This window comes from uncultured Slackia sp. (assembly GCF_959608125.1).
Classification (GTDB): domain Bacteria; phylum Actinomycetota; class Coriobacteriia; order Coriobacteriales; family Eggerthellaceae; genus Slackia.
Genome location: NZ_CAUHPG010000001.1, coordinates 91,626 through 118,119, shown reverse-complemented (window position 1 = coordinate 118,119; position 26,494 = coordinate 91,626). Strand labels below are relative to the sequence as shown.

The window sequence follows — 26,494 nt, the reverse complement described above, 5'->3', positions numbered from 1 at the left end:
GGGGTTCGGCCGTCTCGAATATCGCGCTGGAAGGCGTCCTCGTTGCGAGGGCGCCTTTCGTTTTCAGGAAGAGCGGTTTTGCGCGGCGGCCGCCGACCTAGGCTTTTCCGCTGCGAGCAAGCTTGCGGCCGGCTCCGCGCGGTAAGATAAGCCATGCACCGTGCAGCGCGCGCAAGCGGCCAGCGCGGCGGTCTCAGTTTTCCGAAGGAGCGCCCGTACGGTGCTCAGATGAAGGGAGAGCCATGTCGGATATTCGCACCGATTACGATTTCGCACCGCTGGGTTTCGGCTTCATGCGTCTGCCCGAAACGGAACGCGATGGTCGAACCGTTTTCGAACACGAGAAAATCTGCGCGATGGTCGACGAGTTCATGGCGGCCGGGTTCACGTATTTCGATACCGCGTACGGCTATCACAACGGGAAATCGGAATGCGAGCTGAAAGCGGCCCTGGTCGACCGTTATCCTCGCGATTCGTATACCATTGCCACGAAGCTGCCCGCCTGGCTGGCGAACGATGCGAATCATGCTCGCCATATGTTCGACAAATCGCTCGAGAAGCTGGGCATCGAATACTTCGACTATTATTTGCTGCATAATCTTGGCGGCCCGTTGACCGAGCCTTTCGAGGAATACGGCTTGTGGGAATACGTCGCCGAAAAGCGCGAGCAGGGTCTTATCCGCCATCTCGGCTTTTCGATCCACGACAAGGCCGAAGCGCTTGAAGAGGTTCTGGCCAAGCATGCCGACATCAAGCTCGATTTCGTGCAGTTGCAGATCAATTATGCCGACTGGGAAAGCACCATCATCGAATCGCGCAAGTGCTACGAGGTCGCCCGCGCCCACGGCCTGCCTGTCGTGATCATGGAGCCCGTCAAAGGCGGGTCGCTTGTGAATCTGCCTCCCGCCGCGGCCGACATCTTGCATGAGGCGGACCCGCGCGCATCGTTGGCCTCGTGGGCGCTTCGCTTCGCCGCGTCGCTCCCCGGCGTCATGGCGGTGCTTTCGGGCATGTCCACGATCGAGCAGGTGCGCGACAACGTGAAGACGTTCACCGAGGCCCGTCCGCTCGACGAATCCGAGCGTGCCGTGCTCGATCGCGTGCGCGTCGTGCTGGATGGCATCGAAACGGTTCCCTGCACCGACTGCCGCTATTGCATGAAGGGATGCCCCGAGGGCGTTCATATTCCCACGATCATGGATTCGCTCAACATCATGTCGGTGTTCGGCGATATGCATCGCGCCAAGGAGAACTACATCTGGAATGCGACGGGCGGCGAGGCGAGCAAGTGCATCCAGTGCGGCGCATGCGAAGAAGTGTGCCCGCAGAAGATCGACATCATCGACCAGCTCGAGCGCGCAGCCGAGCTGTTCGAGAAATAAGGCGTTCATGTCCGTTTTCGAAAATCAAGGCGCGCGCCCTGAATTCGCAGGAATCGGGGCGCGCGACATACCCGCCGACGCGCCTCGTCCGATGATGGACGACGCTCGTGCCGCTTTGTCCCGTTATTTCGGATACGAGGATTTCCGCGAAGGCCAGCGCTTCATCGTGGATGCCGTCCTTGCAGGGCGCGATGCGCTTGGAATCATGCCGACGGGCGCGGGAAAATCCATGTGTTACCAGGTGCCGGGCATTGTTTTGCCCGGCCTTGCGCTTGTGGTTTCGCCGCTTGTTTCGCTTATGTCCGATCAGGTGCATGCGCTGCTCGATGCGGGCGTGAGGGGTTCGTATATCAATTCTACGTTGACGCCCGGCCAGCAGCGCACCGTCATGCGTCGCGCGATCGAAGGCACGTACAAGATCATGTATGTCGCGCCCGAGCGTTTGGCGGATCCCTCCTTCCGCGAATTCATCGCCCAGGTGCACGTTCCTTTGGTGGCGATCGACGAAGCGCATTGCGTTTCGCAGTGGGGTCAGGATTTTCGTCCGTCCTATCTCGAGATCCGCGATTTCATCGAATCGTTCTCGACAAGGCCGACGGTGGTCGCTTTGACGGCCACGGCTACCGAGCGCGTACGCGACGATATCTCCGAGATGCTCGGGCTGCGCGATCCGGCGACGATCGTCACGGGGTTCGACCGTCCTAATCTGGCGTTCGGGGTAGAGCGTCTCGATGCGAAGGCGAAGCGCCGCCGCGTGGCCGGATACATCGCCGAGCATCCGCGTGAAAGCGGCATCGTGTACTGCAACAAACGCAAAGAAGTGGACGACTTGGCGGATTGGCTCGCATCGCAAGGCGTCGAAGTGGCGCGCTACCATGCGGGTATGGGCGTCCTCGAACGTCAAGAGAGCCAACAGCGCTTCATCGACGATGATGCGCTTGTCATGGTGGCCACCAACGCCTTCGGCATGGGCATCGACAAGTCGAATGTGCGCTACGTGATCCACCACAATATGCCGAAGAGCATCGAGGCGTATTATCAGGAGGCCGGTCGTGCAGGACGCGACGGTGAGCCTTCCGAATGCCTGCTGCTTTGGAACGACGGGGATACGTCGACCTGCCGGTATTTCATCGACAGGGTAGGCTTGAGCGATGGCGTCGTCGAAGACGACGTCGAGCGCGTTCAGGCGATTCAACGCAGGATGCTCGATTGGATGCTGGGATATTGCCGCACGACGGGATGCCTGCGTGCATATATCCTGAAATATTTCGGCGAAGAATTCGCGGGTCGAGCGGTCGAAGGCGAGCAGGCGGATGCGCCCGGATGCGGGAATTGCTCGAATTGCCTGGGAGATTTCGAGACGATCGATGTCACCGATGTGGCAAAGGCCTGCGTGCGCTGCGTGCTCGAGCTGCACGGTTCGTTCGGCAAGTCGATGATCGCCGACATCGTGCGCGGATCGAAGGCGAAGCGCCTGTTGGATGGCGGGCTCGACCGCCTGTCTTGCTATGGTACGGTGAATGATTCGGCCGACCTGGTCAAAGACGTCATCGAGCTGTTGGCGGCCGAAGGTCTGTTGGGCATTTCCGACGGAACGTATCCGGTGGTCGAAGCCGGGCCGCGCGTCCTTGAGGCCGAAGCCGATGGCTTCGTGTTCTCGATGAAGAAGATCAAGCGTGAACGGCCTTCGGGGGACCCGCTGCGCGCGCCCGCGTTCGGCTCGTCGGGTTCGGGCGACGCCGAACTGTTCGAGCGATTGCGTGCGTTGCGCAAGCGCCTTGCCGACGAGCAGGGCATCCCGCCGTACGTGGTGTTCTCGGACAAGACGCTTCATGATATGTGCGCCCGCATGCCGTGCAACGACGACGAATTCCTCACGGTCAACGGCGTGGGCGAGCGCAAACTCGAGCGTTACGGGACGCTGTTCCTGGGCGAAATCGCCGCATTTTCCGCAGAGCGGTGATCGGAGCGGCTCGGTTATTTCTACAGATAGGCTCCATGACGCCCCCGATTTCGACGCATCGGGGGCGTCGTGTTTCCGGACGCTTTCGAAAGGATGTCCGCAAACGGCGTTCAATGTGTCTACCTGCATATTCGACGATGGGCAATGCGGGTCGATCGCCCCTATGGTTTGCCTTTTGAGCGGGATACGATTCCCGAAAGAGGTGCCTGGAAATCCGGAAGAGGGGCGGTGGTCCTGTGTCGAATGGGTATAGGGGATATGCGAGCGAGGAATGGTGCGACCTGCAAAGGATGGTTTCGTATCGAGCGAGGCTCGACCCGGATAAGACGGCCATCAAAGAGCCTGGCGGGAAAACGGTGGGTTACGCCGAGCTCGACGCCCTCGTCGACGCCCTTGCGCGCGGTCTTGCGGCAAGAGGGCTCGAAAAGGGGGATGTGGTCATTTCGGCTCTTCCCGATTGGCATGAAGCTGTCGTGGTGTTTCTTGCCGCAGCCAAGATGGGTCTCGTCCTGGTTCCGAACAATGCGATTTCAGGCAGACTCGAAGCTCAGGAGCGTCTTGAGATGACCGATGCCAAGGCCGTCTTCGCCGCGCGTGAAGACGTTGCCTGCTTCACGATGCGCGTCCGTCCCGACTGCATGGTGATCGCGGTTCGCTTTGCGATGGAGGGCTGCATCGCCTTCGACGATGTGCTCGACGAGGGTGTTTTCGATCCCGTAGAGCTCGACCCCGAAACCCAGACGCTCGTCATCGCGTTCACGTCGGGTTCGACCGGCGAGCCGAAAGGCATAGAGCTGGTTCATCGCGCCCTGTTCAGTTCCGCGCGCGATTACGGCGAGGCGATGCGCATTTCGTCCGACGACGTATTCGCCATGCCGATGCCTGTCTGTCATCTGTTCGGCTTGAACGCAGGCGTCATTTTGCCCCTCTCGATGGGGGCTACGATTCTTCTGACTGACAATGCGACCCCCGAGCGGCTGCTCGATTTGGTAGAAAACGAAAGGGCTACGGTGCTTTACGGCGTTCCTACTATGTTTGCGCGTGCCCTCGATGTCATGAGGGTCGATCCGCGCGATACCTCTTCGCTCCGTACCGGACTGATCGGCGGCGCCAATTGCCCCGAAGCCTTGGTGCGCGACATCCGCGATATCCTGCATTGCAATGTCGTGGTGGGCTATGGCTCGACCGAAGCGGGCGCCGTCACGGCGACTTCGATGGACGATTCCGCCGAACGCGTGTCGCAGACGGTCGGCCGTCCGTTCGACGATGTCGATATTCGCGTCATCGACGCGTCGACGGGCGAATGGCTGGAATGCGGCGAAGGCGAGCTCGTTTGCACGAGCCCTTGCGAGATGAAGGGCTACTTCAAACGGCCCGACCTGACCGCTTCCGTGATGTCCGGCGGATGGATCCATACGGGCGATGCCGCCTTGATAGGCGAAGACGGCTATGTGCGTATTCGCGGGCGCATCGACGATATGATCATCCGGGGCGGATACAATATCTACGGATCGGAACTCGAGCACGTTTATGCCGAATGCCCCGATGTCGTGGAATGCTGCGTCACGGCATTGCCGCATGATGTGTTGGGCCAGCAGACCTGCATCGCGGTAAGGCTTTCTCGAGCAGCTTCCTGTACGGATCCTTTGGAGCTTCGAGAGTTCGCGCGCGGACGCATCGCTAAATACAAGATCCCCGACCATGTCGTGATTTTCGACGAGCTTCCCCGCACGCCTTCGGGAAAGGTGGATGCGAAAAGGGTGAAAAAGGAATGCTTACGGCGCGTATCGGGCTGCGATCAGGTTTCCGATACCGTCCGATAGCCGGGGTGTCCGTCCTTTGCACAGTCAAGCGAGTCCTGTAAAGACCCCTGATGGGATGGCTTTTATACTGGCCGCATCGAATTCGTCTCGGTGCGGCCGTTCGTTTTCTCCGACGCGTTCCGCCGCCTGTGATGGAAGGGGAATGCGCGCGATGCGCGCGAGAATCGAACGAGAGGGGAGCGGTTCGCATGGGAATCCTGTATCAAGCGGCCGACATGTCGTATTGGGCCATCTGGTTGTTCATTCTATTCGCTTTGATGGCGTTCAACGAGTTCGGCCGCACGAGCAAATGGGGCGGCATCGCGCTGTTCGCCGTGCTGCCCGTCGTGCTGACGATCTTCGTGTGGCCCACCACTGCGGCTCCGGGCAACGAATACGGCACGGGCACGTGGTTCAACTGGGTGAAGACCTATTCGGCCTTGGCAGGCTGCCTCGGCTTCATGGCGCTGCGTTTCGTGCATTGGAAGGGCGCCGACGGCAAGGCCCGCTATCTGTATGAGAAGAAATGGGCGCTGTGCTTCCCGCCGCTGATCTTGGCCATCAACATCGCCGAGGCCGTCATCCGCGATTTCCAGGTGTTCAGCTTCGGCCTGTGGCAGGGCGGCACGGTGGAAAACCTCTGGACCATGTCCGGCCCCTGGAACATCATGAACGGCATCGCCGGCATCTTGAACATCGTCACGATATGCGGCTGGGTCGGCATCGTCATCTCGAAGGATAAGACCCGCGACATGATCTGGCCCGATATGATCTGGGCATGGATTCTGGCATACGATTTCTGGAACTTCGCCTACACCTATAACTGCATTTCCGACCACTCCGCCTATTGCGGCCTGGCCCTGCTTCTCTCCTGCACCATTCCGACGTTTTTCATCAAGCGCGGTGCCTGGCTGCAGCATCGCGCCCAGACGCTTGCGCTGTGGATCATGTTCGTGATGACCGTCCCGCAGTTCGCCGACGTGCTGGCGCCCATTCCCACCACGCATAATCCCGCAGCCTTCTTCGCGGTGAGCTTCGTTGCTCTGGCGAGCAACGTCGCCCTTGCGATCTATCAGTTCAACAAGATTCGCAAGAACAAACTCAACCCCGTCAAAGACGAGCTCTACGCCGATACCAAGGTGTACAAGAGCGTCCTCGAGGAGAATATCTAGGCATCGTGTTTTTCTGCGCATGCCGCTCAAACGAATGGATCCGATGGGGGTCGATTCGAGCGATATAATGAAGGCGTCCGCTTTTCGTCGCGGACGCCTTTTTGCATGCATGCGGCGCAGGGGGAATGCGTCGTGTTTCCAGGGGAGGGTGAGCGCATGCGATTCGAATCGACGGCTTCGTCGCCCGAGGCGCGCGAGGCATATAAAAAAGGCCGGCGCATCGAGGGGCGAGCGAGCGACATCATGCAAGCTGCGCGCGATCTGTTCGAAGCGAAAGGCGTGGCCTCTACCACCGTCAAAGACATTGCGGCCGAGGCCGGCATCACGCGCGAACTCTTCTACTATTATTACTCGAGTAAAAACGACGTGGTTGCCGCCGTACTTGACGACTACGTCGCCGATATCGTCGAAAGCGTCGCGGTATGGAACGAGACGCGTCGCCTCGGAGCGATGCCCGAGGCCTTGCGCGATTGCATGGCGACGCTGCGTCGCACGCTCTACGATGCCAACGGCCCGCGTCCGATGATCGCGGTGCTCGAAGAGCTGGGAGTGCGCGATTCATTCGATGTCCGCGCCGTGCGCGAGACGGCCGATTTCCTGTGCAAGAACGTAGCGGAGGAATATGGGCGCTATCACGACGTGAAAATCGATTTGCTGTTCGAGATGTTCTGCGTGATGCTGTTCGGCCTGGTCGGTCTTTTGAAGATCGATCCGCAGATAAGCGATGAAAAGCTGATGCGCGTGGTGGAGCAGGCTTTGAGACTCGATATGGAGCCGCCTGTCGACCGAGACGCGCCGAAATAGCGCCGAATTGCTCCGTCGTTATCGTGCCCTTGCGTCGTTTGCGATCGTGCGTCCTTCGCCCTTTGCTATCATAGGCGAGTTAAGCGAAACCAACGAATACACGAGAGGTTGGAGGATGCTGCATGGCAGAACGCCTGACTGAAAAAGACGTGCGCGACATTGCGACGTACGCGCGCATCGGGCTCGACGACCAGGAAGTCGCCCAGATGACCGTCGATCTTAACAATATCATCGCCACGCTCGAGCCGATCACGCACTTCGAGCTCGATGGCGTGGAGCCTACGTTCCATCCTATCGGAGGCCTTCATAACGTCATGCGCGAAGACGTGGTGGAGGAGTCCTTCACGCAGGAGCAGGCGCTCGCCAATGCTCCGAAGCAGCAAGACGGCAGCTTCCTGATTCCGGCCATCCTCGGCGGAGGTGATCAGTAATGGCATACAACACCGATATGGGCGTGCGTGCGATCCATGAGGGAATCGCCGCAGGCGAATTCTCCGCGCGCGAGGTGGCCCAGGCGTCGTTCGAACATATCGCGAAAGCCGATGCCGACGTCCACGCCTATCTCGAATTGACCGAAGACGCTGCATTCGCCGCGGCCGACAGGATCGATGCGGCCGTTGCGGACGGCACGTTCGAGCAGATGGGTCCGCTCGCCGGCGTGCCCGTGGCATTCAAAGACAACATGAACATGGAGGGCACGCATACTACCTGCTCATCTAAGATGCTGGAGAATTACGTGTCTCCCTATACCGCGACGTGCGTTTCCCGTCTTGTCGAGGCGGGCGGCCTTCCGCTGGGCAAGCTCAATATGGACGAGTTCGCGTTCGGCTCTTCCACGGAAACCTCCGCGTTCGGCCCTACGAAGAATCCTTGGGATCTTTCCCGTGTTCCCGGCGGTTCGTCGGGCGGTTCGGCCGCCGCGGCCGCTGCGGGCATGGCGTGCATCACGCTGGGCTCCGACACCGGCGGATCGATTCGCCAGCCCGCTTCCTTTTGCGGCGTCGTGGGCGTCAAGCCCACCTATGGCATGGTGTCTCGCTATGGCGTGGTCGCCTTCGGTAGCTCGCTCGACCAGGTGGGCCCCTTCACGCGAAGCGTCGAAGACGCCGCCTATGCGATGGACGCCCTGTGCGGCTTCGATCCGCGCGACTGCACCTCGCAGCACTTCACGCCGCATTTCGTCGACGCGCTTTCCCAGGGCGTCGAGGGCATGAAGGTGGGCATCGTTCCCGGATTCATGGATGCGCCTGGTCTGACCGCAGAGGTCAAGGAGAAGGTGAACGAGGCCGCCGCCAAGCTCGAGGCCGCCGGCGCCGAACTCGTCGAGGTCGAGCTTCCCCATGCCGATGCCGCCATCAGCGCGTACTACGTGCTGGGTCCCTGCGAGGCGTTCTCTAATCTGGCCCGCTTCGATTCGGTGCGCTACGGCTATTGCGCCGAAGGCCATAAGGACCTGGGCGGCCAGTACGAAGGCAGCCGTGCCGGCGGTTTCGGCATGGAAGCCAAGCGTCGCATCATGCTGGGCAGCTACCTGCTTTCCGCGGGCGTCTACGAGAAGTATTACTATCCGGCACAGCAGGTCCGTCGTTTGATCACGCAGGATTACGAGCGCGCTTACGAAAGCTGCGACGTCATCCTCATTCCTACGAGCCCGCGCGCCGCGTTCCAGTTCGGCGAAATCGGCGACCCCGTGGAAATGCATCTGTCCGATATCTTCACGGTATCGATCAACATCGCCGGCAACGGCGGCATGAGCGTTCCGTGCGGTCCGGGCAGCGAAACCGGCCTGCCGATCGGCGTCCAGCTGGTCAGCCCTCAGTTCAAAGACGTCAATATGTTCCGTGCGGCCGCCGCGTTGGAGGCCGCCTACGGCCCGGCTCCCGTGGCGCCGGCGTTCCAGGCAGGTGAATAGAGCATGAAAACCCTCGAAGAAGTACTGCAGGATTGGGAGGCCGTGATCGGCCTGGAGGTCCATGCCGAGCTGACCACGCTGAACACGAAGATGTTCTGCGGTTGCAAGCTTGAGTTCGGCGCCGAGCCCAATACGCACACGTGCCCCGTATGCCTGGGCCTGCCGGGAGCCCTGCCCGTGCCGAACAAGGCCGCCATCGAGTCGATCGTACTGGCCGGCCTGGCCACCAACTGCGACATCGAGAAGCATTCCATGTTCTACCGCAAGAACTACATGTACCCCGACATGTCGAAGAACTTCCAGACCACCCAGGGGCCGATCGCGTTTTGCATGCGCGGCCATCTCGACCTGGATGTGGACGGCCCGGGCGCCAAAGAGCGCGCCGATCTGGACGGCCTTGAGCCGGGCGAAAGCCGCGGCAACGTCACCCGTACCGAAGACGGCTATGTGGCGCACGTCGGCATCACGCGTATCCATATGGAAGAGGACGCAGGCAAGATGGTGCATATCGGCGGCGGCGAGGGACGCATCGCCGGCGCCACGCACAGCCTGGTCGATTACAACCGCGCCGGCACCCCGCTGATCGAGCTGGTCACCGAGCCCGAGCTGCGCACGCCCGAAGAGGCGCGCCTGTTCATGCAGAAGCTGCGTCAGGTCTATCTTGCCATCGGCATCTCCGACTGCTCGATGGAAGAAGGCAGCCTGCGCTGCGACGGCAATATCAGCCTGCGCCGCCGCGGCGAGACGAAGTTCGGCACCAAGACCGAGCTGAAGAATATGAACAGCTTCAAGAACCTGCATGACGGCCTCGCGTACGAGATTTGCCGCCAGGCCCAGGTTCTTGAAGAGGGCGGCACGATTTATCAGGAAACGCGTCACTGGGACCCCTCCGCGAAACGCACCATCGTGATGCGCGTCAAAGAGACCGCCGACGACTATCGTCTGTGCCCTGAACCCGACATGGCGCCGTTCGATTTGTCCGATGAGTTCATCGACAACGTGCGTTCGCGCCTTCCCGAGTTGCCCGACCAGAAGGCCAAACGCTTCGAAGCCGAGTTCGGCCTGTCGGCCTATGACGCTCGTCACCTGGTGGAGCATCGCGTGACGTCGACGTTCTTCGAAGCGGCCATGGAGGCCGCCGGCGACGTGAAGCTTGCCAAGCCGCTGGCCAACTTGGTGATCAACGACATCACGGCGCGCATGAATGCCGATGAGTCGTTCGACTTGGAAGCTTCGGCGTTGACTCCCGTCCGTGCGGTCGAACTGGTGAAGCTCACGGCGAGCGACGCTATTTCGTCCAAACAGGCCAAGGAGGTCTTCGCCGCCATCGTCGACGAGGATAAAGATCCCGCGGTCATCGTGGAAGAGCGCGGCATGAAGCAGGTCAGCGACACGGGCGCGATCGAAGCTGTGGTCGACGAGGTCATCGCCGCCCATCCCGACGAGGCCGCTCGCTACAAAGAGGGCGAGACCAAGCTGATCGGCTTCTTCGTCGGCCAGTGCATGAAGCAGATGCGCGGCCAGGGCAACCCGAAGATGATCAATCAGATTCTGGCGAAAAAGCTCGGCTAGTTGAGCCGCTCGCCCGAGTATAAGGATTCCTTTTCGAAGGGTGTCGACTTCGGTCGGCACCCTTTTCTCTTTTCCTAAATCGGGACAGTAGTGAGGGATTGAGGCGTTTGATATGGTGTTTTAACTGGTGTTTTGCATTAATTTAATGCGCGATTCGAATAATCGCCGCTCGTTCCGTCATTAGCTGGTAGCTAATGTTTTACACGAAGCTCTTTTTTATGATGGGTCCGAAAGGGAGGTTGAAAACCTGCGGATTCCCTTGTTGCACCTCGATTGAAGGAGAGACGAATATGAAGAAACCGATCATCGCTTTCGTGACCGCATGCGCGCTGGTATCCTCCATGCCGCTTGTCGCCTGCTCGAGCGAGGGCACGCAGGAGCCCGCGCAGGATGCCTCTGAGCCTGCTGCCGCTACGCCTGCTGAAGAGAAGGCAGCCGAGTCTGATTACACGGTGAGCATCGACGCTTTGAGCCAGACCACTGACTACCAAGGTAAGCCTGCCGTCGTGGTGACGTATACGTGGGCGAACAATTCGGATGAGGCGACGAGCGCTGCCGTCGCCCTCATGGCGAAGGCGTTCCAGAACGGCGTGCAGCTCGAGACGGCCATCGTATCGGGCAATATCGACAATGACGGCTACATGGCCGAGGTCAAGCCTGGCGCGGGGACGACGTACCAGATGGCGTACCTTATCGAGGACCAGTCCGATGTGACTGTCGAGGTTTCCGAACTGATTTCCTTCGACGACACGTTGCTCGCAGAGCAGGTGTTCACCCTTGCTTAGCATCGGCCGATGACGTTGTTTGAGCGCGCTTTGTTCGATGCCTTCGGTCCGTATGCTTGCTCCGGTTCGGAGGCTTCGTTTCTTTTCGTCGGGGGGAGGCGTTTATAATGAATGGCGAAAAACCCCGACGGAAAAGGAGAAGGCGCCGCGTGGAAGAGCCGTTGACCGAAGAGCTGCTTGAAGAGCTGCTCGTATCGCCCGATCCCGCGCAGTTCGCGCGCAAGCATCGCATCGCCGAGAAAGGGCTGTCGGAATATCTCAACGAGCTCCTTGAAAGCAAAGGGCTGGCTCGCATCGATGTTATTCGCGAAGCGGGCCTCAACGAGACATTCGGCTACCAGATCTTCGTCGGGCAACGCAATCCCTCGCGTGACAAAGTGCTCCAAATCGCATTTGCCATGCATCTCGATTTACGCGAAGCCAATAGGCTGTTACGCATCGCCGGCGTGAGCGACCTGTACTGCAAAAACCGCCGCGACGCCATTATCATTTTCTGCCTCGATAGGGGCTATTCGCTGCGCAGAACCGACGAAGAGCTGTATCGTCTTTGCGAGCAGACTCTCTGTCAGCCGACTTAAGTCGATGCATATCGCCATATCCGCCGAATGTGCGACAGCTTCGGCGGGGATGGGAAGACGGGCGTCGAGTCGCCCGTCTCTTTTTTGGTAGCATAGCCCTTATGAAAACCGATGAATTGGAAGAATATCTCGACTCCCTGCAACGCGATGCGCGATATCGCGTCGATGCGGTGCTGAAGGAAGGTTCGTGCGAAACCACCCAACGCGTGATGTTCGTAGACGAGGACGGGTCCGAACGGGGTCCGTACGTACGCAAGTACATCAAGCGCGACTCAGGGATGGGGTCGGCGTATGTACGTATTCGCGAAGCGCAGCGAAACGGATGCCGTTTCCGTTTTATTCCGCGCATCGTCGACTGCTATACGACGGGCGAAGACGACGTCGTGATTATGGAGTATGTGCAGGGAGAGACGCTGCGGGATGCGGTAGCGCGCTGCGGCGCGTCCATGGAGCTTGCGGCCGATGTGTTTCCATGGCTTTGCGACGCGGCTTCCGAATTGCATGAAAGCCTCGATGCCCCCATCATCCATCGTGATCTCAAGCCGTCGAACATCGTGATTTCGAGGGATTCTTTGACGATTATCGATTTAGGAATCGCGCGGCTTTACCGCGATGGCGCCCATAACGATACGCGGCATTTCGGCACACGTGCTTATGCGCCTCCCGAGCAGTTCGGTTTCGGCCAGACTACGGTTCGAAGCGACGTGTATGCGCTCGGCATGCTGCTGTATTTCTGCCTGACGGGGTGCGATCCCGATTCTGGATCTCGTGAAAACGGTTTCCACGACTCCCGTATTCCCGAACCCGTGCGTGCGGTTCTGCTTAAGGCGACGGAGTTCGATCCGTCCCGTCGTTTCGCCGATGCGCGCACGCTGCGCGTCGCATTCTGTCGAGCTGTTGCGACCTGCGGTTTCGGCGGCATCGTATCGGTATCGGCGGATGATACGGGGCGAACCCCGTCTGCTCGCGGGCGAAAACCGCATGCGGGACGGCCTGTTTCGTTGCGCGCCGCCGTTCGCTCTGCGGCCGAACGTATCCCCGTGCCGTTGTGCATCGCGTGGAACGCATTGGTCACCATCGCCGCAGGAGTGCTGTTCGTCGGATGCGTTTGGGCCGCCTTTTTCCCCAATCAAGCCGATGCGTCGTATCCGTTGTGGTTCAGGGTCGTCGAATATGTGGGTTTCGCCGCGTCGAATGTCGCTTTGGGGGCCTATGTGGTGTTTGACAAACGAAGGCTGTATCGAGCGTATCCGCGTTTGCCGCGCGTTTCCCTTCTGCGCCAGGCGGCGGTTTTCGCGGCGTATTTCTTTTCGAGCTTCGTGGTCGTGGCATTGGTCATGGCCGCCGTTTCCTAAGATGCGGCCCGATGACTTGTCGCCCGAGGGCCTATGCGTGCTTGCGCACATGACTCCTTCGAGCATGAAAAAGGGGCCGCATGAGCGGCCCCCTGAAGAAGCGGCAATCGTCTTCCTAGGCGAAAAACGCGGCGTATACCTGCTGGTCGGTGCCGTCTTTGGGCGTCCACGTTCCATCGACCAAGGAGTATTCGAAGGTGCAATCGGTCGTTTTCGTGGCGGTCTCGTCCATTGCCTGCACCATGATCGAACCGATTTTCTTGTTCATTTCGTCCATGGTCATATCCATCATTTCGCCGCTGGAGGCGAATTCCTCGGAAAGCGCGGTTGCGCGCTCGCCCGCATCGGAGAACGATTTGCAGGTGATGGCGACCGTCGCAGAGGCGTTTTCTCCGCTTTCGTCGACGACGACGTCTTTGATTTCATAGTCGAACCCGGTGAGCATGGACGTCACATAGGCTACGCCGTCGATGCCATACGCCTCGAGGTCGTTGTTGGCGGAAATGTCGGAGGCGAGCTGGTCGATCGATTCTTGGTCGAGATTCTTGATCGCGTCGAATTGCGAAGCGACCTCCGTCTTGATCGCGTCTTCGGGTCCTGGCCCGGAAGAGCATGCCGTCAGCATAAGGCCGCAGGCCAGCGCCGACGCTGCAAGCAGCATCGAGAACAGGCGTTTCGTTTTCATAGATATTCCTCCTCGGTGGATTGATGTCGGCCGCGTTCGACGCGGTTCCTCCCCAGGCGTCATTGTATCGTGCGCGTCGCATAAAGCGAAGCGTGCGCCTGCGGGGAAGGCGCGAAAAAGACGCTCCTTTCCGCATGGAGGGGTAGAATAGGTCTTCTGTTCGCCGACGCGTCCGCGTTTCGCATCGGCGCGTCGTGAAAGGAGCAATGGCATGCAATCCAACAGGCGTCTTAACCCCGCTCATCTCGAACAGGTGAAGCGTCTCGCCGACAACAGTCCGTTTCTCGGCTTGCTTGGCGTGAAGCTCGTCGACCTCGGCGTCGACTATTGCCGAACCGAGGTCATGGTGACGCCCGATCTGCTCAACGCATTCGGCGGCATTCACGGGGGCGCGTATGCGGCCATGATGGACAACGCATCGTATTGGTGCCTGTATTGCGGCATGGATGAAGACACGGGTTTCACGACGATCGATTTGAACGTATCCGACCTGCGTTCGGTGCACGAGGGCCTTATCGTCACCGAAGGGCATGCGATCAAGTACGGAAGCACTCTGTGCCTGAGCGAGGCCGTCGTCAAGGACGAGCAGGGACGCATTCTGGCCCACGCCACTTCGAAATTCCTGGTGTCGCCGCGAATCCAGACTATTTCGATGGCCGCGCGCAGGGCGGGAATCGACTCGCTTCCGCCGAAGTTCATCGGCTAACATCGACCGGTTCCCGTTCGTCGTCATCGACGTCTGTGCGCATTTCCCGCACGCCGCCGCCGAAGGCCGCACGAACGGGTATCATACGCAGAATCACTATCCGTTTTGAAAGGACGCTCAATGAGCAACGAAGGCAAGAAGGTCAAGGCCCACTATCGCGGCACGCTGGCCGACGGCACCCAGTTCGATTCCAGCTACGATCGCGGCGAGCCGCTCGAGTTCACCTGCTGCGCGGGCCAGATGATCCCCGGCTTCGACGCCGCCGTGAAGGACATGGCCCTCGGAGAGAAGAAAACCGTCACCATTCCCGCGAAGGATGCCTACGGCGAGTACAATCCTCAGGCCGTTCAGACCGTTCCGGTTTCCCAGATTCCGAATGCGGCTCAGCTGCCTGTGGGCCAGACCGTGTATTTCCAGGGTCCCATGGGCCCCTTCCCCGCGAAGGTCGTTTCCGTCGATGCGGAAAACGCCGTGTTCGACATGAATCACGAGCTTGCGGGCAAAGACCTCACGTTCGAAATCGAACTGGTTGAAATCGCCGAATAACGTTAGCAAAACTTCAGCCGAGCGACGGTTCGGAATAGACGGGGCGGATCCTTCGCGGATTCGCCCCGTTTTTTTCTGCGACGGATCCGGTTTCGCGAGGGCGTGCGTCAGTCTTCGTCGCGACGGAGGTTCAGATAGTCCATCAGCTCGCTTCGTTTGTGCACCTGCATCTTGCGATAGATATGCTGTATGTGGGTCTGCACGGTATAGGGCGACACGACGAGCTTTTTCGCCACGGCGTCGACGGCGTGGCCGCGTGCGATGAGCTTGAGAATCTCCGTTTCGCGGGGCGAAAGTCCGAAGTCCTGAGCGGCCGATTCGCAGACCTTTTCGGTGTCGTCGGCCTGAGGCGCGTCGCTTGTCAAGAATGCGATGGTCCGTTCCTGGTGAAGGATGGCGATGAGGAGGAAGGCGAGCACGCAGACGAAGGCGAGGCAGACCGTCGAGACCAAGCCGATCCCGTCCTGCCAGGTTTCGCGCAATGCGATGCCGCATCCGTCGCCGAGCGCCGTGCTGAGACGCGGCAAGCCCATGGCGAGCGCGAACGAGAGCGCCGAGGCGAGATAGCCCTTCGAGGCGAGCGTGCCGAAAAAGGCCATGAGAAGCACCTCGAGCATCATGCACGTTCCGATGCAGATGGCGAAGGCGGCAAGCGAACAGAGCGCCGCTCCTTGAACGGAGAGGCAAAGCGCGACGATGCCGAATGCGACGAGGAAGGGAATCAGCGCGTAGACATCGGCTCGTTTGCTGCGCGATGCGGCTGCAAGAAGCGCCGATCCGATGATGATGATGCCGACGGCCGTATTCCAGGGCAAGAGCGTGCCGTCTTGGCCTATTCCGCGAAGTTCGTGGGGAGTGATGCCGCATACGAACGAAAGCATGAATTCGAGAAGCACGGTCGTAACGCAGAGCGTCTTGACGCAGCGCATCATGGAGGCCCTGCTTTCCCGAGGCAGGGGCACGGGCGCTTCTTTCCCCTCCACTTCCTTTTCGTTGCGTCGATAGACGGCGAACGATGCGAGCGGAAGCAGCGCCGTTATGGTCGCGGAGACGAAGGACGGCGTGAAGAAGGTCGACAGCATGGATGCGAACAACGCTCCGGCGAACGACAGCTCCACCGTTTTCATGGAGAATGAGGCGCGAATGGCGGTGTATCGCTCGGCCCAGGCGAGGATGAGCACTGCGTTCGAAATGCCGAACGCCACGCCCGAAACGAGGCATAGCGGGCCGGGGTCGGGGCATGCCGGGGCCGCGAAGCAGAAGATAAGCGTGGTTGCGGCCATGACGACGGCTGCTGCTGCCGCCGTTTTTCCCATGGCGAATTTCATACGGCCGGCCAGGGCGGCTCCTGCGAGAGCGAATACGCCCGTGCAGGCGAGCGTGACGAGCCACGTTTTCGTCACCTGGTCCGAAAGAAGGCCCAAAGAAGCGGTCGAGCTGGGAACGAACCAGAGGCAGTAATGCCACGCAAGAAGCAGCGACACGCCGAGATACGGCATGTCGGGAATGCGGGCCGCTTTGGCCGCGAGGGCGTGTTCGGAAAGCTTCATGGCTACCCTCCTGGTCGTCGATCCGTGTGGCGATTCGAAATCCTATCGCCGCGTACCTTCGCTCCGGGTCGACGCGGCAGTGCTGCGCGATTTTAGCAAAAGGCCTTACCAGAGGCATCATTAATAAATCATTATGTATGCATGAGTACCTCTATCGCGTCCTTTTCCCGGTCGATTAATGAAGGTTTGAGGATGCATTCGCGATGGAGGGTTCCCATGATGAATGCATGTTTCGCATCCGCGACGAAGCAGAGAGTCCGGGGAGGATGCGAGACGATGCATGTTTCAAGGGAAAGGGGATTTCCATGACGAATTCGATCGCGGCAGGGGAGAAGAAATACACCGACCTGTCGAAAGCGCGTCGATGGCTCCTGCTGATTCTCGTCAGTATGGGGTCGTCGGTTCTGTACGGTCCGATTTACCTGAAGATGGTGTTCTACGACCCGCTGATGCAGGCGCTCGGTTGTACCAACGAGCAGCTCGGCACGCTCGTGACCGTTTACGGCATCGCCGCGCTCGTCTTCTACCTGCCGTCCGGCATCATCGCCGACAAAGTGCGCGTGCGCACGCTTTCCTGGATAGGATATGCGGGCGTGGCTGCTTTGACGCTGGTGTACGCGCTCATGCCTTCGTATACGGTCCTGATGGGAGTGTTCGTGGGTTACGCCGTGTTCTCCATCCTCATCTGGTGGGGCACGCGCTATAAGCTCGTCCGACTGATCTGCAGCGAAGAGGAATATCCCCAGAAGATCGGCATGTCCTACGGCATTTACGGCGCGGTCGGCCTGGTTTTGAGCTTGATCCAGACGGCGATCGTGTCGAGCATCATCGATGCGACCCAGGCCGTGCAGGTGGTCTTGATCGTATCCGCCGTGGTCATCGCTGCATGCGGCGTGGCATCGTTTATCTTCATTCCGAAGTTCGAGGGCGAAATCAAGCGCGATTCCAAGAGCGCGTTCAGCCTGCATGAGGCCGCCGAGGCATTGAAGAATCCCGGCGTGTGGTGCGCCGCGCTGACGATGTTCTTCATCTACTTCGTCTATATCGGAACCACGTTCACTACGCCGTTCATGACCGCTTGCCTGGCCGCGCCCGTGGCCGTCGTGAGCCTGATCGGCACCATCCGCTCCTTCGGCGTGTCCATCATTTCCGCCCCGGTGTTCGGCTGGTTCTCGAAGATCGCGAAATCGCCGTCGAAGGTCATCCTCGTCGGCACGCTCGGCGCAATCGCGTGTCTGGTCGCGCTGATCGTCATGCCGCGCACGCCGTCGATGATCATCGTGGTCGCCGTCCTGGTCTGCCTGATGGCCTTCGTCACCAATGGTCTGTACGGCATTTCTTCCGGCCAGCTCGCCGAAACCCACATTCCGCCGCATCTGTTCGGCGCGGGCGTCGGACTCGTTTCGGTTATCGGTCTTCTGCCCGACGCGTTCATCCATACGTGGTTCGGCTCCATGATCGATGCTCAGGGCGCGGACGCGTTCAACACCATCTTCATGATCATGATCGCATGCTGCGTCCTCATCATGGTGTTCGCGTTCTTGACCATACGCGTCTCCAGGCGCAACGAGCGTAAGAACGCAGGCTCCGAAGAGAATCGATAAGAAGCGTCGCTTGCGTCGTCCGGGCCTTCGGGTGCCGTTTCGAAAACGATATCCGAAGGCCGCTTTCGACGCGCTTCGCTCGTAGCATCATAGAAAACGACGGGTTTTCGATCGAAGGAAAGGAAAACGCATCATGGAGAATAAGCTCGACGTCATGAAGCTGATGAACGACCAGATGAAAGCCGTGGTCGAAAAGCAGAACGAATTGGTCGAGAATGCATTCGACACGTCGGTCGGCCTCGAGAAGACGCGCGAGAACTACATCAAGGAGCGCGTGTTCTGGAACGAGGGGGGACCCTCTATGGCCAAGACCGAGGAAATCGTCGTCGAAGGGCCGATGGGTCCGTTCTCGGTCCGCCTGTACTATCCCGTCGAGGCCGATGTCTTGCCTGTCGTCGAATTCATCCACGGAGGCGGTTTCATCCTGGGCAATATCGACACCCACGATCGCGCGTGCCGCGTTTTGGCCGAGAAGACCGGAGCTTGCGTGGCAAGCGTCGACTACCACCTGTCGCCCGAATCCAAGTTCCCCACCAATATCGAAGAATGCGCCCTTGTAGCGCAGTATCTGCATGAGCACGGGGCGGAGCTGGGCATCGACGGCGACGACATCGCCCTCGCGGGCGACTCCGGCGGCGCCTTCCTGAGCCTCTCGTCCAATCTTTGGCTGCGCGACGAAGAAGGGGACAATTCCTTCATCAGCTGCCTCATGCTGTACTATGGCGCCTTCGGCCTGACCGATTCGATATCTTTCCGCCTGTTCGGCAACGAAATCGACGGTATGCGCCGCGAAGACTACATGTTCTATATGGGGTTGTATCTCGACGATATGGAAAACCAGCTGAAGAGTCCGTATTTCGACATGCTGAGCAATGACCTGAAAACCTCGATGCCGCCGTGTTATGTGGCAGCGGCGGGGCTCGATCCCCTGCGCGACGACAGCGCCTGCTTGGCCGCCATTCTCGAGAACAACGGCGTGAAATACCGCCATGAGGTTTTCGACGGCGTGCTGCACGCCTTCATCCATCATACGCGCATGCTCGACGCGGCGAACGAATGCATCGAGCACAGCGCCGAATTCTGGAAGGCCCGTCGCGCGTAAGGAGGCTTGCCATGTATGATTTCGAGACCTTGGTCGACCGTCGCGGTACCGGCGCGTCGAAGTGGGTGAACGTAAAGGCCGAAGGGGAGCTCGAGGATGTCGTCCCGCTTTCCGTCGCCGACATGGAGTTCGTGGCGCCTCCTGCGGTGCGCCGCGCGCTTCGCGACGTGGTCGATCGCGGAGTTTTCGGATACCAGAATGCCGACGAGCCTTATTTCGAGGCATGCCGCGACTGGTATGCCCGCCGCCAGGGATGGGTCGCCGAGCAGGATTGGCTCGTTCCCGCCCAAGGCGTAGTGCAGGCTCTTTGCGCTGCGATCATGGTCTTCGTGCGCGAAGGCGAGGGCGTGATCATACAGGAGCCGGTGTATTACCCGTTCCGCGCAGGCATCGAAGCGCACGGTCGCCGCGTGGTGAACAACCCGCTGGTCGAAGGCCTCGACTCGGACGGGCGGCTCGCTTACTCCATCGATTTCGAAGGCCTCGAGGCCGCAGCGTCGGGAGAAGACGTGCGCATGATGCTGTTCTGCAATCCCCATAATCCCGTGGGGCGCGTATGGACTTCCGAAGAGGTGCGCCGGGTGGCCGAAATCTGCAAGAGGCATGATGTGATCTTGGTTTCGGACGAGATACACGGCGATTTGATCATGGGCGATCGCCCGCTCACCAGCGTCATGACGCTTTCCGATGAGCTTCGCGGCAACGCCATCGTCTGCACGGCCCCTTCCAAGACCTTCAATCAGGCGGGTCTTATGAATTCGAACATCTGGATTTGCGACGAGAAATTGCGCAGGACGTTCAACGAGAAGATGGCCTGCGTCGTCATCAACGGGCCGAGCAACTTCGCCCGCGCAGCCCTGATGGCGGCATACGGGGAGTGCGAGGACTGGCTCGATGAGCTTATCGTCTACATCCGCGGCAACGACGCTTATGTCAAAACTCGTTTGGGGGAGGCATTCCCCGAAATGAACTGGTCGCCTCTGGAAGGGACTTATCTGTCCTGGACCGATTGGCGCGCCTACTTCGACGACGCCGATTCCCTCGAGCGTTTCGCGCAGGACGAAGCGAGGATCGCATTCGACGAAGGCAAGATCTTCGGCTGCGGCGGCGCCGGCTTCGAGAGGTGGAATCTGGCGTGTCCGCGCAGGGTCCTCGAAAGGGCATGCGACCGTTTCATAGAAGCGGCCGCTCGCGACCCGCGTTTCGCATAGCGCTTTTCATGGCGGCGGCCGCTCGGAGCGGCCGCCTTTTTTCCTTGCGCGTCCGCGCGGGGCCGCGCGAAGGCTTTTTCGCTCAAGACGTGCGCACTTCGCTTTCTTCGTGGTATTATCGCCCCATTCGTTCATTCGAATCCCATCGCTACATTCTGATATCGCGTGCGACCGCAGCGTCGCGTTTCCCTACGTGTCATATGCCCTCTGCGGAACGAGGGCGATTCCTGTTTAGAGGAGGAAAAGTGAAGTTCTTTCTGGATACCGCCGATCTGGACGAAATCAAAGAGGCGGCTAGCTGGGGCGCCCTTGCCGGCGTGACCACCAATCCCACGCTCTATTCGCGCATCGGCGGCAAGCTCGACGATTTCCACAACCATATCGCTCGCATCTGCGAGATCGTCGACGGTCCGGTGAGCGCCGAGAGCGTCGCCATGACCCGCGATGAGATTATCCGCGACGGCCGCGAGCTGGCCAAGATCGCGCCGAATGTCGTCGTGAAGATCCCGACGATGGTCGAGGGCCTCGCTGCATGCCGCGCCCTGGCCGACGAGGGCATCCGCGTGAACATGACGTTGTGCTTCTCCGTGCCCCAGGCCATCCTCGCCGCCCGCGCCGGCGCCCGCTATATCTCTCCGTTCGTCGGTCGTTTCGACGACATCTCCGAAGACGGTCTGTCCCAGCTCGGCGACGTCGTGACCGCCATCGGCAACTACGACTATTCCGAAAACACGGTCAACGGCGAGCAGGTCGAGATCATCGCCGCTTCTATCCGCAGCGCCAATCATGTCACGCAGTCCGCTCTGATGGGCGCGGACATCGCCACCGTGCCGTTCGGCGTGCTGAAGAAAATGGTTCAGCATCCCCTGACCGACCGCGGCCTCGAGTCGTTCCTCAAGGACTGGGAAAAGGTTGCTAACGCATGATCTCCGACGAAATAACACCGCCGGAGGCCCCTGTCGCGCAGCAGGCTCCTTTGTTCGAGGAGCCTGCCGCGGCAGCCGCGCCCGCGCCTGCGAAAAGGCGCCCGGGCCGTCCGCGTAAGAACCCCGTCGAGCCGCAGGCCGATTCCGACTCCCGCGCTACAGACGGATCCGACGAATCTGCAGCATCGGGCGAAGCGCCCGAGAAGCCCGCGCCGCGCCGTCGTACGCGCCGCGCCGCCCAGGATGCCGATGCTGCATCCGAGGCGAAACCCAAGGCCAAGCCCGCACGTGCGACGAAGCGGGCATCTTCTCGCAAAACGGCCGCCGCTCCCGCCGAAACAGCCCCTGCCGCTTCCGCAGCGCCCGAGGCGCTCGAGTCGCAGGCCGATTCCGCGCAGCGCACGGTCGAACCCGACGAGGCCGCGACGCCGAAGCGCGCCGCAGCCCCCGTGAACCCGCGTCGTCGACGCACGTCGAAGCCGACGGTCGACCAGACCGCATCCGAGGGAAGCGCCGCGGAGAAGACTTCCGCCGTCGCAGGCTCCGATTCCGCCCGGAGCGCCGTATCCGACCAATCCGAATCCGCGAAACCCGTTCGAACCGAAGAAAAGCCGGTCGTACGCAAGCGACCCGGTCGTTCCACTATGCTGCGTGCTGCGGTGGAGGCTTCGCGCATCGAAGAGGCCCGTGCCGCCGACGAGCGCGCCGCCGAGCCTGCATCCGTCGTTTCCGACGACGATGCCGCTCAGGAAAAGCCTGCGCGTCGCCGTCCCGGACGCCCCGCGAAGGCCAAGCCTGCCGAGCAGGAGGAGAAATCCCAAGAAAGCGCCGTCGAGCCCGAGCGCCAGGACGCGCCCGAGGCTCAAGAAGTTCAGGCGCGGCAGGCAAACGAGCATCGCGACCAGGAAGGCGAGGCTTCTGAAGGCAAGAGGGCGAAGCGCGAGAAGCAGGACCGCTACGAATCCAAGCAGCGTGAGCGTCGTCAGGCGCAAAACGAGCGCAACGACCGCGGCGAGCGCCGTCAGGACCGTCAAGGCAAGCAGAACGGCGAGCGCCGTCAGGACCGTCAGAATCAGAACCGCGACCGAAACGACCGTTATGATCGTAACGACCGCAACGCCGACCGCAACGATCATCGCAGGCAGCGTCGCGGTCATGACCGCGAGCCTGTCATGCCCAAAACCACGATGGAGGATCTGGCAAAGCTCAAGGTGGCCGAATTGCGCGAAAAGGCTGCCGAGCTCGAGCTTGATGTCGCAGGCCTGAAGAAGGCGGAGCTCGTCGAGAAGGTCTTCGAGGCGTCCGTACGCGCCGAGGGCTTTATCGAGGTCGAAGGCGTGCTCGACATCATGCCCGATGGCTATGGATTCCTTCGCACGAAGGGCTATCTGCCCAGCGAGAACGACGTGTATGTGGGCCTTTCCACCATCCGTCGCAACGGTCTTCGTAAAGGCGATTACGTCAAAGGCCAGACGCGTCCTGCGCGTCCGAACGAGAAATACGCTGCGCTGCACCAGGTCGGTTTCGTCAACGGCGATTCGGCCGACGCTCAGGCGCCGCGCGTGAAGTTCGGCGATCTGACCCCGGTGTTCCCGGATGAATGCCTGACCATGGAGCATGGCAAGTCGACCATCACGGCGCGCGTCATCGACTTGGTCTCGCCGATCGGCAAGGGCCAGCGCGGCCTGATCGTCAGTCCTCCGAAGGCCGGCAAGACCACGGTTCTCAAAGATATCGCGGCCGCGATCACGGCGAACAACCCCGAGGTGCACTTGATGTGCCTGCTTGTCGACGAACGACCCGAAGAGGTCACCGACATGCAGCGCTCCATCAAGGGCGAGGTGATCGCCTCGACCTTCGATATGCCTACCGAAAACCACATCGCAGTGTCCGAGCTGGTGATCGAGCGCGCGAAGCGCCTGGTGGAACGCGGTGAAGACGTCGTAGTGCTGCTCGACAGCCTGACGCGCCTTGCACGCGCCTACAACCTCGCCCAGCCCGCGAGCGGACGAATCCTGTCGGGCGGCGTCGATTCCACGGCCCTTTATCCGCCGAAGCGCTTTCTGGGTGCGGCGCGCAACATCGAAGGCGGCGGCAGCCTCACCATCCTGGCTTCTGCCCTGATCGAGACGGGTTCGAAGATGGACGAGGTCATCTTCGAGGAATTCAAGGGCACGGGCAATATGGAGCTCAAGCTCGACCGATCGCTTGCCGACCGTCGCGTTTTCCCCGCCATCGACCCGGTGGCGTCGGGCACGCGTCGCGAGGACCTGCTGCTCGATCCCCAGGAGGCCCCGCTCATCTGGGCGGTGCGCCGCATCCTGTCGAACATGAACAGCACCGAACGTGCGATGGATATGCTGATCAAGTCTCTGAAGCAGACCAACGACAACAACGAGTTCCTTCTTCGCACGGCGAAGAAGGCGCAGGGCAATCGCGATTCGGAGAACATCGAGTTCTAACGACGCGTGAAAATGCCGATCCGCATGTCTGCGCGGCCTATCCCGTGCAGACCGGGCCGTCCCGGGGTTCGCCCTCGGGGCGGCTTTTTCATGCCGTGGCGTTCGTCGGCTACGGCCTGCCGTCGCCTTCATGCGAAAGCGCGTTTCGCCGCCGGTTTCGCTTCGATGTTCGTTTTCCGTATCTTTTCTGCCCCGATCGCTTGGAAGTGTGGCGCGAATGGGACGGAATCGAACCGCCCGCTTTTTTGCGGCGTTATGATGGGATGGTTCTTCGATACGAAAGAGGGCTGCCGTCCGCCGGAGCGTGCCCGACAGCCCCTTTTCGCGCGCATTCTAGGGGGCGGCATGTTGATAAGGAATGGAAAAAGCTGGGTTTACGCGATATTCGGCGTCGTGGTCCTGGGATCGGCTTTGGGCAATCTCTCGCAAACGGGCCTCAATGCCATGCTCGTCACGGTGTGCGCGGAGTTCGGAATCTCAACGGGCCTGGGCCAGTCCCTTACCACGGCGTACATGTTCGTCCTCGGCGCGGTGGTTCCCCTTTCGGCATATTTCATGGGACGCTTTCGCTTGAAGGACCTTTCCGCAGGTTCGGTCGCGTTGTTCGCGGCGGGGTCTGTGGTATGCGCATGCGCCGGGGGATTCGTGTCGCTGTTCGTCGGCCGCGTGATGCAGGCCGCTGCGGCCGGCATGTTGTTGCCCGTGCTGCAGACTGTCGCGATGACGCATTTCCCCGACGGGCGCAAGGCCACGGCGATGGGGATCGCCGGCGTGGCGATGGGGTTCGCGCCGAATATCGGCCCTACGATCGGCGGCGCAATGGTCGATTCGACGGGGTGGCGAAGCTTTTTCGTGCTGCTATCCGTGCTCTCGTGCGCTGTTCTGCTGTTCTGCCTGCTGTTCATCGAACGCCGCGACGACGCCTCGCGTCGCACGCCTCTCGATTTTCTTTCGTTCGTCCTTTCCACGGTGGCATTCGGCGGCATGCTCGTCGGCTGTTCCGAGGCGTCTTCGGTGCCGTTTTCCCATCCTTTCGTATGGGCTCCGATTCTGGTGGGCGCATCGGCTCTCGTGTGGTTCGTCATACGGCAGCGCCGCATTGCCGACCCTTTGATCGATATGGGGATTTTCGCCGACGCGGGTTTTCGCGCGGGTTTCGTCGCGCAGTGCCTGCTGTTCGCATCGTTTATGGGGATCACGCTCTTGGTGCCGTTGTATATCGAGAATCTGTGCGGCGGAACGCCCATGGAGGCGGGCATGGTGCTTTTGCCCGGCACGGTGGCGGCGCTCATCGTCAATCCCTTGGCAGGTCTTCTGACGGATAAAGCGGGCATACGTCCCGTTGCGCTGGTTTCCGGCGTGCTTTTGAGCGTTGGCGCGCTTTCGATGGTGCTGTGCGACGAAACCACGCCGTTGTGGCTGGTGTGCGTGATGCAGGGCGTGCGCGCGTTAGGCGTTTCCGGTTTGGTGGGACCGCTCAGTTCATGGAGCTTGAAGGGCCTTGCCGGCAAGCGCATCGCCGATGGCAGTGCGTTCGCCACGGCGGTGCGTCAGACCTGTGCGTCTATCGGCACGGCCATGATGGTGTTTTGCGTGGAAGGGGCGGCGCTCGCGGGAAGCGCCGGGTTCCATGCGGCGTTCGGGCTTTCCGCCGCGTTCGCGGTAGGCGCGTTCATCTGCATCGCGATTCGTATCCGCTAGGAATCGCCCCGACGGTGTCCGCCGCCTTCGCGTATCGTCCGCATCGGCCGCCTCTGAACGACGTCTGTGCTCTTTGGTATGCTTTTGCCTGCGATGCGGCGAGTCGTGTCGTCTCGTCAGGATGCGGCGATGGGCCGCTTATGCAGGAAAGGGGATCGCTGTGATCAAGGAGTTCAAAGAATTCATCATGCGCGGAAATGTGCTCGACCTCGCCGTCGGCGTCGTGATCGGCGGCGCGTTCACGGCGATCGTTACGGGAATGGTCGACGGTTTGATCACGCCGCTCATCGGCATGGTGGTCGGTCTTCTGTCGGGCGGGGGAGACCTCGCGGGCATGCTGTCGGTCCTCGATGTGACGGTCGCAGGGTCGACGTTCAAGTTCGGCGCCGTGATCAGCTCGGTCATCACGTTCCTCATCACGGGCTTCGTGCTGTTCATCGTGGTGAAGGCCGCCAATGGGGCCCGCGCTCGCGCCGAGGCGCTGTCCAGGAAGGAGACCGAAGAAGAGGCCGCCGCGCCCGAGCCTTCCGCGGAGGATTATCTGCGCGAGATCCGCGATTTGCTCGCCGCGAAGCAGCAGGCTTAGGAGTCGGGTCTCGCCGCCGGCGTTCGGATATACGAAAATGCCCGCTCGAGCATCGGCTCGAAGCGGGCGTTTCTCATGCGTGCGGCTGAA

The 26,494-nt window shown here is 60.6% G+C and carries 22 protein-coding genes; 20 read left to right on the top strand and 2 right to left on the bottom strand.

The window, feature by feature from the left end; genetic code table 11:
- Window positions 1-242 precede the first annotated feature (242 nt).
- The 11 genes from Q6E04_RS00525 (at window position 243) to Q6E04_RS00475 (ending at window position 13,325) form a co-directional block, all read left to right on the top strand.
- Window positions 243-1,382, top strand: a complete 1,140-nt coding sequence (locus Q6E04_RS00525) for an aldo/keto reductase (RefSeq protein ID WP_303248891.1) — start codon at window positions 243-245, stop codon at window positions 1,380-1,382.
- 7 nt (window positions 1,383-1,389) lie between these two features.
- Window positions 1,390-3,345 (top strand): DNA helicase RecQ, encoded by a 1,956-nt coding sequence (gene recQ / locus Q6E04_RS00520; RefSeq protein WP_303248890.1) that lies wholly within the window; start codon window positions 1,390-1,392, stop codon window positions 3,343-3,345.
- Between the two features lie 290 nt (window positions 3,346-3,635).
- A complete protein-coding gene (locus tag Q6E04_RS00515) occupies window positions 3,636-5,168 on the top strand; it encodes a class I adenylate-forming enzyme family protein (protein ID WP_303248889.1) in 1,533 nt (510 codons plus the stop codon).
- A gap of 188 nt (window positions 5,169-5,356) precedes the next feature.
- Entirely contained in the window at window positions 5,357-6,319 is a 963-nt protein-coding gene (locus Q6E04_RS00510; protein ID WP_303248888.1) for a DUF5692 family protein, read from the top strand.
- 243 nt (window positions 6,320-6,562) lie between these two features.
- Complete coding sequence (locus Q6E04_RS00505) at window positions 6,563-7,123, top strand: TetR/AcrR family transcriptional regulator (RefSeq protein ID WP_303248887.1); 561 nt, start codon at window positions 6,563-6,565, stop codon at window positions 7,121-7,123.
- A gap of 122 nt (window positions 7,124-7,245) precedes the next feature.
- A complete protein-coding gene (gatC, locus tag Q6E04_RS00500; RefSeq protein WP_303248886.1) occupies window positions 7,246-7,554 on the top strand; it encodes an Asp-tRNA(Asn)/Glu-tRNA(Gln) amidotransferase subunit GatC in 309 nt (102 codons plus the stop codon).
- On the top strand, window positions 7,554-9,035 hold the full coding sequence (gene gatA, locus Q6E04_RS00495; RefSeq protein ID WP_303248885.1) for an Asp-tRNA(Asn)/Glu-tRNA(Gln) amidotransferase subunit GatA: 1,482 nt from the start codon (window positions 7,554-7,556) through the stop codon (window positions 9,033-9,035). Before gatC ends, gatA begins: the two co-directional genes overlap by 1 nt.
- 3 nt (window positions 9,036-9,038) lie before the next feature.
- Complete coding sequence (gene gatB / locus Q6E04_RS00490; RefSeq protein ID WP_303248884.1) at window positions 9,039-10,607, top strand: Asp-tRNA(Asn)/Glu-tRNA(Gln) amidotransferase subunit GatB; 1,569 nt, start codon at window positions 9,039-9,041, stop codon at window positions 10,605-10,607.
- A gap of 290 nt (window positions 10,608-10,897) precedes the next feature.
- A complete protein-coding gene (locus tag Q6E04_RS00485) occupies window positions 10,898-11,392 on the top strand; it encodes a DUF5067 domain-containing protein (RefSeq protein ID WP_303248883.1) in 495 nt (164 codons plus the stop codon).
- Between the two features lie 149 nt (window positions 11,393-11,541).
- Window positions 11,542-11,970 carry an XRE family transcriptional regulator gene (locus tag Q6E04_RS00480; RefSeq protein WP_303248882.1) on the top strand — a complete coding sequence of 143 codons (429 nt, stop codon included), beginning with the start codon at window positions 11,542-11,544 and terminating at the stop codon, window positions 11,968-11,970.
- A gap of 101 nt (window positions 11,971-12,071) precedes the next feature.
- Window positions 12,072-13,325: a serine/threonine-protein kinase gene (locus Q6E04_RS00475; RefSeq protein ID WP_303248881.1), complete on the top strand. Its 1,254-nt coding sequence runs from the start codon at window positions 12,072-12,074 to the stop codon at window positions 13,323-13,325.
- Window positions 13,326-13,440: 115 nt separating this feature from the next.
- On the opposite strand, the gene Q6E04_RS00470 is transcribed toward Q6E04_RS00475, so the two are convergent.
- Window positions 13,441-14,010, bottom strand: a complete 570-nt coding sequence (locus tag Q6E04_RS00470; protein ID WP_303248880.1) for a hypothetical protein — start codon at window positions 14,008-14,010, stop codon at window positions 13,441-13,443.
- Window positions 14,011-14,221: 211 nt separating this feature from the next.
- Between Q6E04_RS00470 and Q6E04_RS00465 the strand changes: the two genes are divergently transcribed.
- Window positions 14,222-14,716: a PaaI family thioesterase gene (locus Q6E04_RS00465; protein ID WP_303248879.1), complete on the top strand. Its 495-nt coding sequence runs from the start codon at window positions 14,222-14,224 to the stop codon at window positions 14,714-14,716.
- Between the two features lie 120 nt (window positions 14,717-14,836).
- Complete coding sequence (locus tag Q6E04_RS00460) at window positions 14,837-15,262, top strand: peptidylprolyl isomerase (RefSeq protein WP_303248878.1); 426 nt, start codon at window positions 14,837-14,839, stop codon at window positions 15,260-15,262.
- A gap of 107 nt (window positions 15,263-15,369) precedes the next feature.
- On the opposite strand, the gene Q6E04_RS00455 is transcribed toward Q6E04_RS00460, so the two are convergent.
- Window positions 15,370-16,812, bottom strand: a complete 1,443-nt coding sequence (locus tag Q6E04_RS00455) for a helix-turn-helix transcriptional regulator (RefSeq protein WP_303248877.1) — start codon at window positions 16,810-16,812, stop codon at window positions 15,370-15,372.
- A 305-nt stretch (window positions 16,813-17,117) separates the two neighbouring features.
- Between Q6E04_RS00455 and Q6E04_RS00450 the strand changes: the two genes are divergently transcribed.
- The 7 genes from Q6E04_RS00450 (at window position 17,118) to mscL (ending at window position 26,404) form a co-directional block, all read left to right on the top strand.
- Window positions 17,118-18,416 carry a nitrate/nitrite transporter gene (locus Q6E04_RS00450; RefSeq protein WP_303248876.1) on the top strand — a complete coding sequence of 433 codons (1,299 nt, stop codon included), beginning with the start codon at window positions 17,118-17,120 and terminating at the stop codon, window positions 18,414-18,416.
- 133 nt (window positions 18,417-18,549) lie between these two features.
- On the top strand, window positions 18,550-19,518 hold the full coding sequence (gene aes, locus Q6E04_RS00445) for an acetyl esterase (RefSeq protein ID WP_303248875.1): 969 nt from the start codon (window positions 18,550-18,552) through the stop codon (window positions 19,516-19,518).
- Between the two features lie 11 nt (window positions 19,519-19,529).
- On the top strand, window positions 19,530-20,729 hold the full coding sequence (locus Q6E04_RS00440; RefSeq protein WP_303248874.1) for a MalY/PatB family protein: 1,200 nt from the start codon (window positions 19,530-19,532) through the stop codon (window positions 20,727-20,729).
- Between the two features lie 245 nt (window positions 20,730-20,974).
- A complete protein-coding gene (gene fsa, locus Q6E04_RS00435; protein WP_123197809.1) occupies window positions 20,975-21,655 on the top strand; it encodes a fructose-6-phosphate aldolase in 681 nt (226 codons plus the stop codon).
- Entirely contained in the window at window positions 21,652-24,117 is a 2,466-nt protein-coding gene (rho, locus tag Q6E04_RS00430; RefSeq protein ID WP_303248873.1) for a transcription termination factor Rho, read from the top strand. The genes fsa and rho overlap by 4 nt, the downstream gene beginning before the upstream one ends.
- Window positions 24,118-24,462: 345 nt before the next feature.
- Window positions 24,463-25,818 (top strand): DHA2 family efflux MFS transporter permease subunit, encoded by a 1,356-nt coding sequence (locus Q6E04_RS00425; protein WP_303248872.1) that lies wholly within the window; start codon window positions 24,463-24,465, stop codon window positions 25,816-25,818.
- A 160-nt stretch (window positions 25,819-25,978) separates the two neighbouring features.
- Window positions 25,979-26,404: a large conductance mechanosensitive channel protein MscL gene (mscL, locus tag Q6E04_RS00420; RefSeq protein WP_303248871.1), complete on the top strand. Its 426-nt coding sequence runs from the start codon at window positions 25,979-25,981 to the stop codon at window positions 26,402-26,404.
- Window positions 26,405-26,494 lie beyond the last annotated feature (90 nt).

What these genes read in the sequence shown, in the direction of transcription:
- Q6E04_RS00425 (WP_303248872.1), top strand. Translation starts at nt 24,463, where the DNA reads ATGTTGATAAGGAATGGAAAAAGCTGGGTTTACGCGATATTCGGCGTC.
- Q6E04_RS00515 (WP_303248889.1), top strand. Translation starts at nt 3,636, where the DNA reads ATGGTTTCGTATCGAGCGAGGCTCGACCCGGATAAGACGGCCATCAAA.
- recQ (WP_303248890.1), top strand. Translation starts at nt 1,390, where the DNA reads ATGTCCGTTTTCGAAAATCAAGGCGCGCGCCCTGAATTCGCAGGAATC.
- Q6E04_RS00440 (WP_303248874.1), top strand. Translation starts at nt 19,530, where the DNA reads ATGTATGATTTCGAGACCTTGGTCGACCGTCGCGGTACCGGCGCGTCG.
- Q6E04_RS00455 (WP_303248877.1), bottom strand. Translation starts at nt 16,812, where the DNA reads ATGAAGCTTTCCGAACACGCCCTCGCGGCCAAAGCGGCCCGCATTCCC.
- gatA (WP_303248885.1), top strand. Translation starts at nt 7,554, where the DNA reads ATGGCATACAACACCGATATGGGCGTGCGTGCGATCCATGAGGGAATC.
- Q6E04_RS00485 (WP_303248883.1), top strand. Translation starts at nt 10,898, where the DNA reads ATGAAGAAACCGATCATCGCTTTCGTGACCGCATGCGCGCTGGTATCC.
- Q6E04_RS00510 (WP_303248888.1), top strand. Translation starts at nt 5,357, where the DNA reads ATGGGAATCCTGTATCAAGCGGCCGACATGTCGTATTGGGCCATCTGG.
- gatB (WP_303248884.1), top strand. Translation starts at nt 9,039, where the DNA reads ATGAAAACCCTCGAAGAAGTACTGCAGGATTGGGAGGCCGTGATCGGC.
- rho (WP_303248873.1), top strand. Translation starts at nt 21,652, where the DNA reads ATGATCTCCGACGAAATAACACCGCCGGAGGCCCCTGTCGCGCAGCAG.
- Q6E04_RS00465 (WP_303248879.1), top strand. Translation starts at nt 14,222, where the DNA reads ATGCAATCCAACAGGCGTCTTAACCCCGCTCATCTCGAACAGGTGAAG.
- aes (WP_303248875.1), top strand. Translation starts at nt 18,550, where the DNA reads ATGGAGAATAAGCTCGACGTCATGAAGCTGATGAACGACCAGATGAAA.
- Q6E04_RS00470 (WP_303248880.1), bottom strand. Translation starts at nt 14,010, where the DNA reads ATGAAAACGAAACGCCTGTTCTCGATGCTGCTTGCAGCGTCGGCGCTG.
- Q6E04_RS00525 (WP_303248891.1), top strand. Translation starts at nt 243, where the DNA reads ATGTCGGATATTCGCACCGATTACGATTTCGCACCGCTGGGTTTCGGC.
- gatC (WP_303248886.1), top strand. Translation starts at nt 7,246, where the DNA reads ATGGCAGAACGCCTGACTGAAAAAGACGTGCGCGACATTGCGACGTAC.
- Q6E04_RS00475 (WP_303248881.1), top strand. Translation starts at nt 12,072, where the DNA reads ATGAAAACCGATGAATTGGAAGAATATCTCGACTCCCTGCAACGCGAT.
- Q6E04_RS00460 (WP_303248878.1), top strand. Translation starts at nt 14,837, where the DNA reads ATGAGCAACGAAGGCAAGAAGGTCAAGGCCCACTATCGCGGCACGCTG.
- Q6E04_RS00450 (WP_303248876.1), top strand. Translation starts at nt 17,118, where the DNA reads ATGACGAATTCGATCGCGGCAGGGGAGAAGAAATACACCGACCTGTCG.
- Q6E04_RS00505 (WP_303248887.1), top strand. Translation starts at nt 6,563, where the DNA reads ATGCAAGCTGCGCGCGATCTGTTCGAAGCGAAAGGCGTGGCCTCTACC.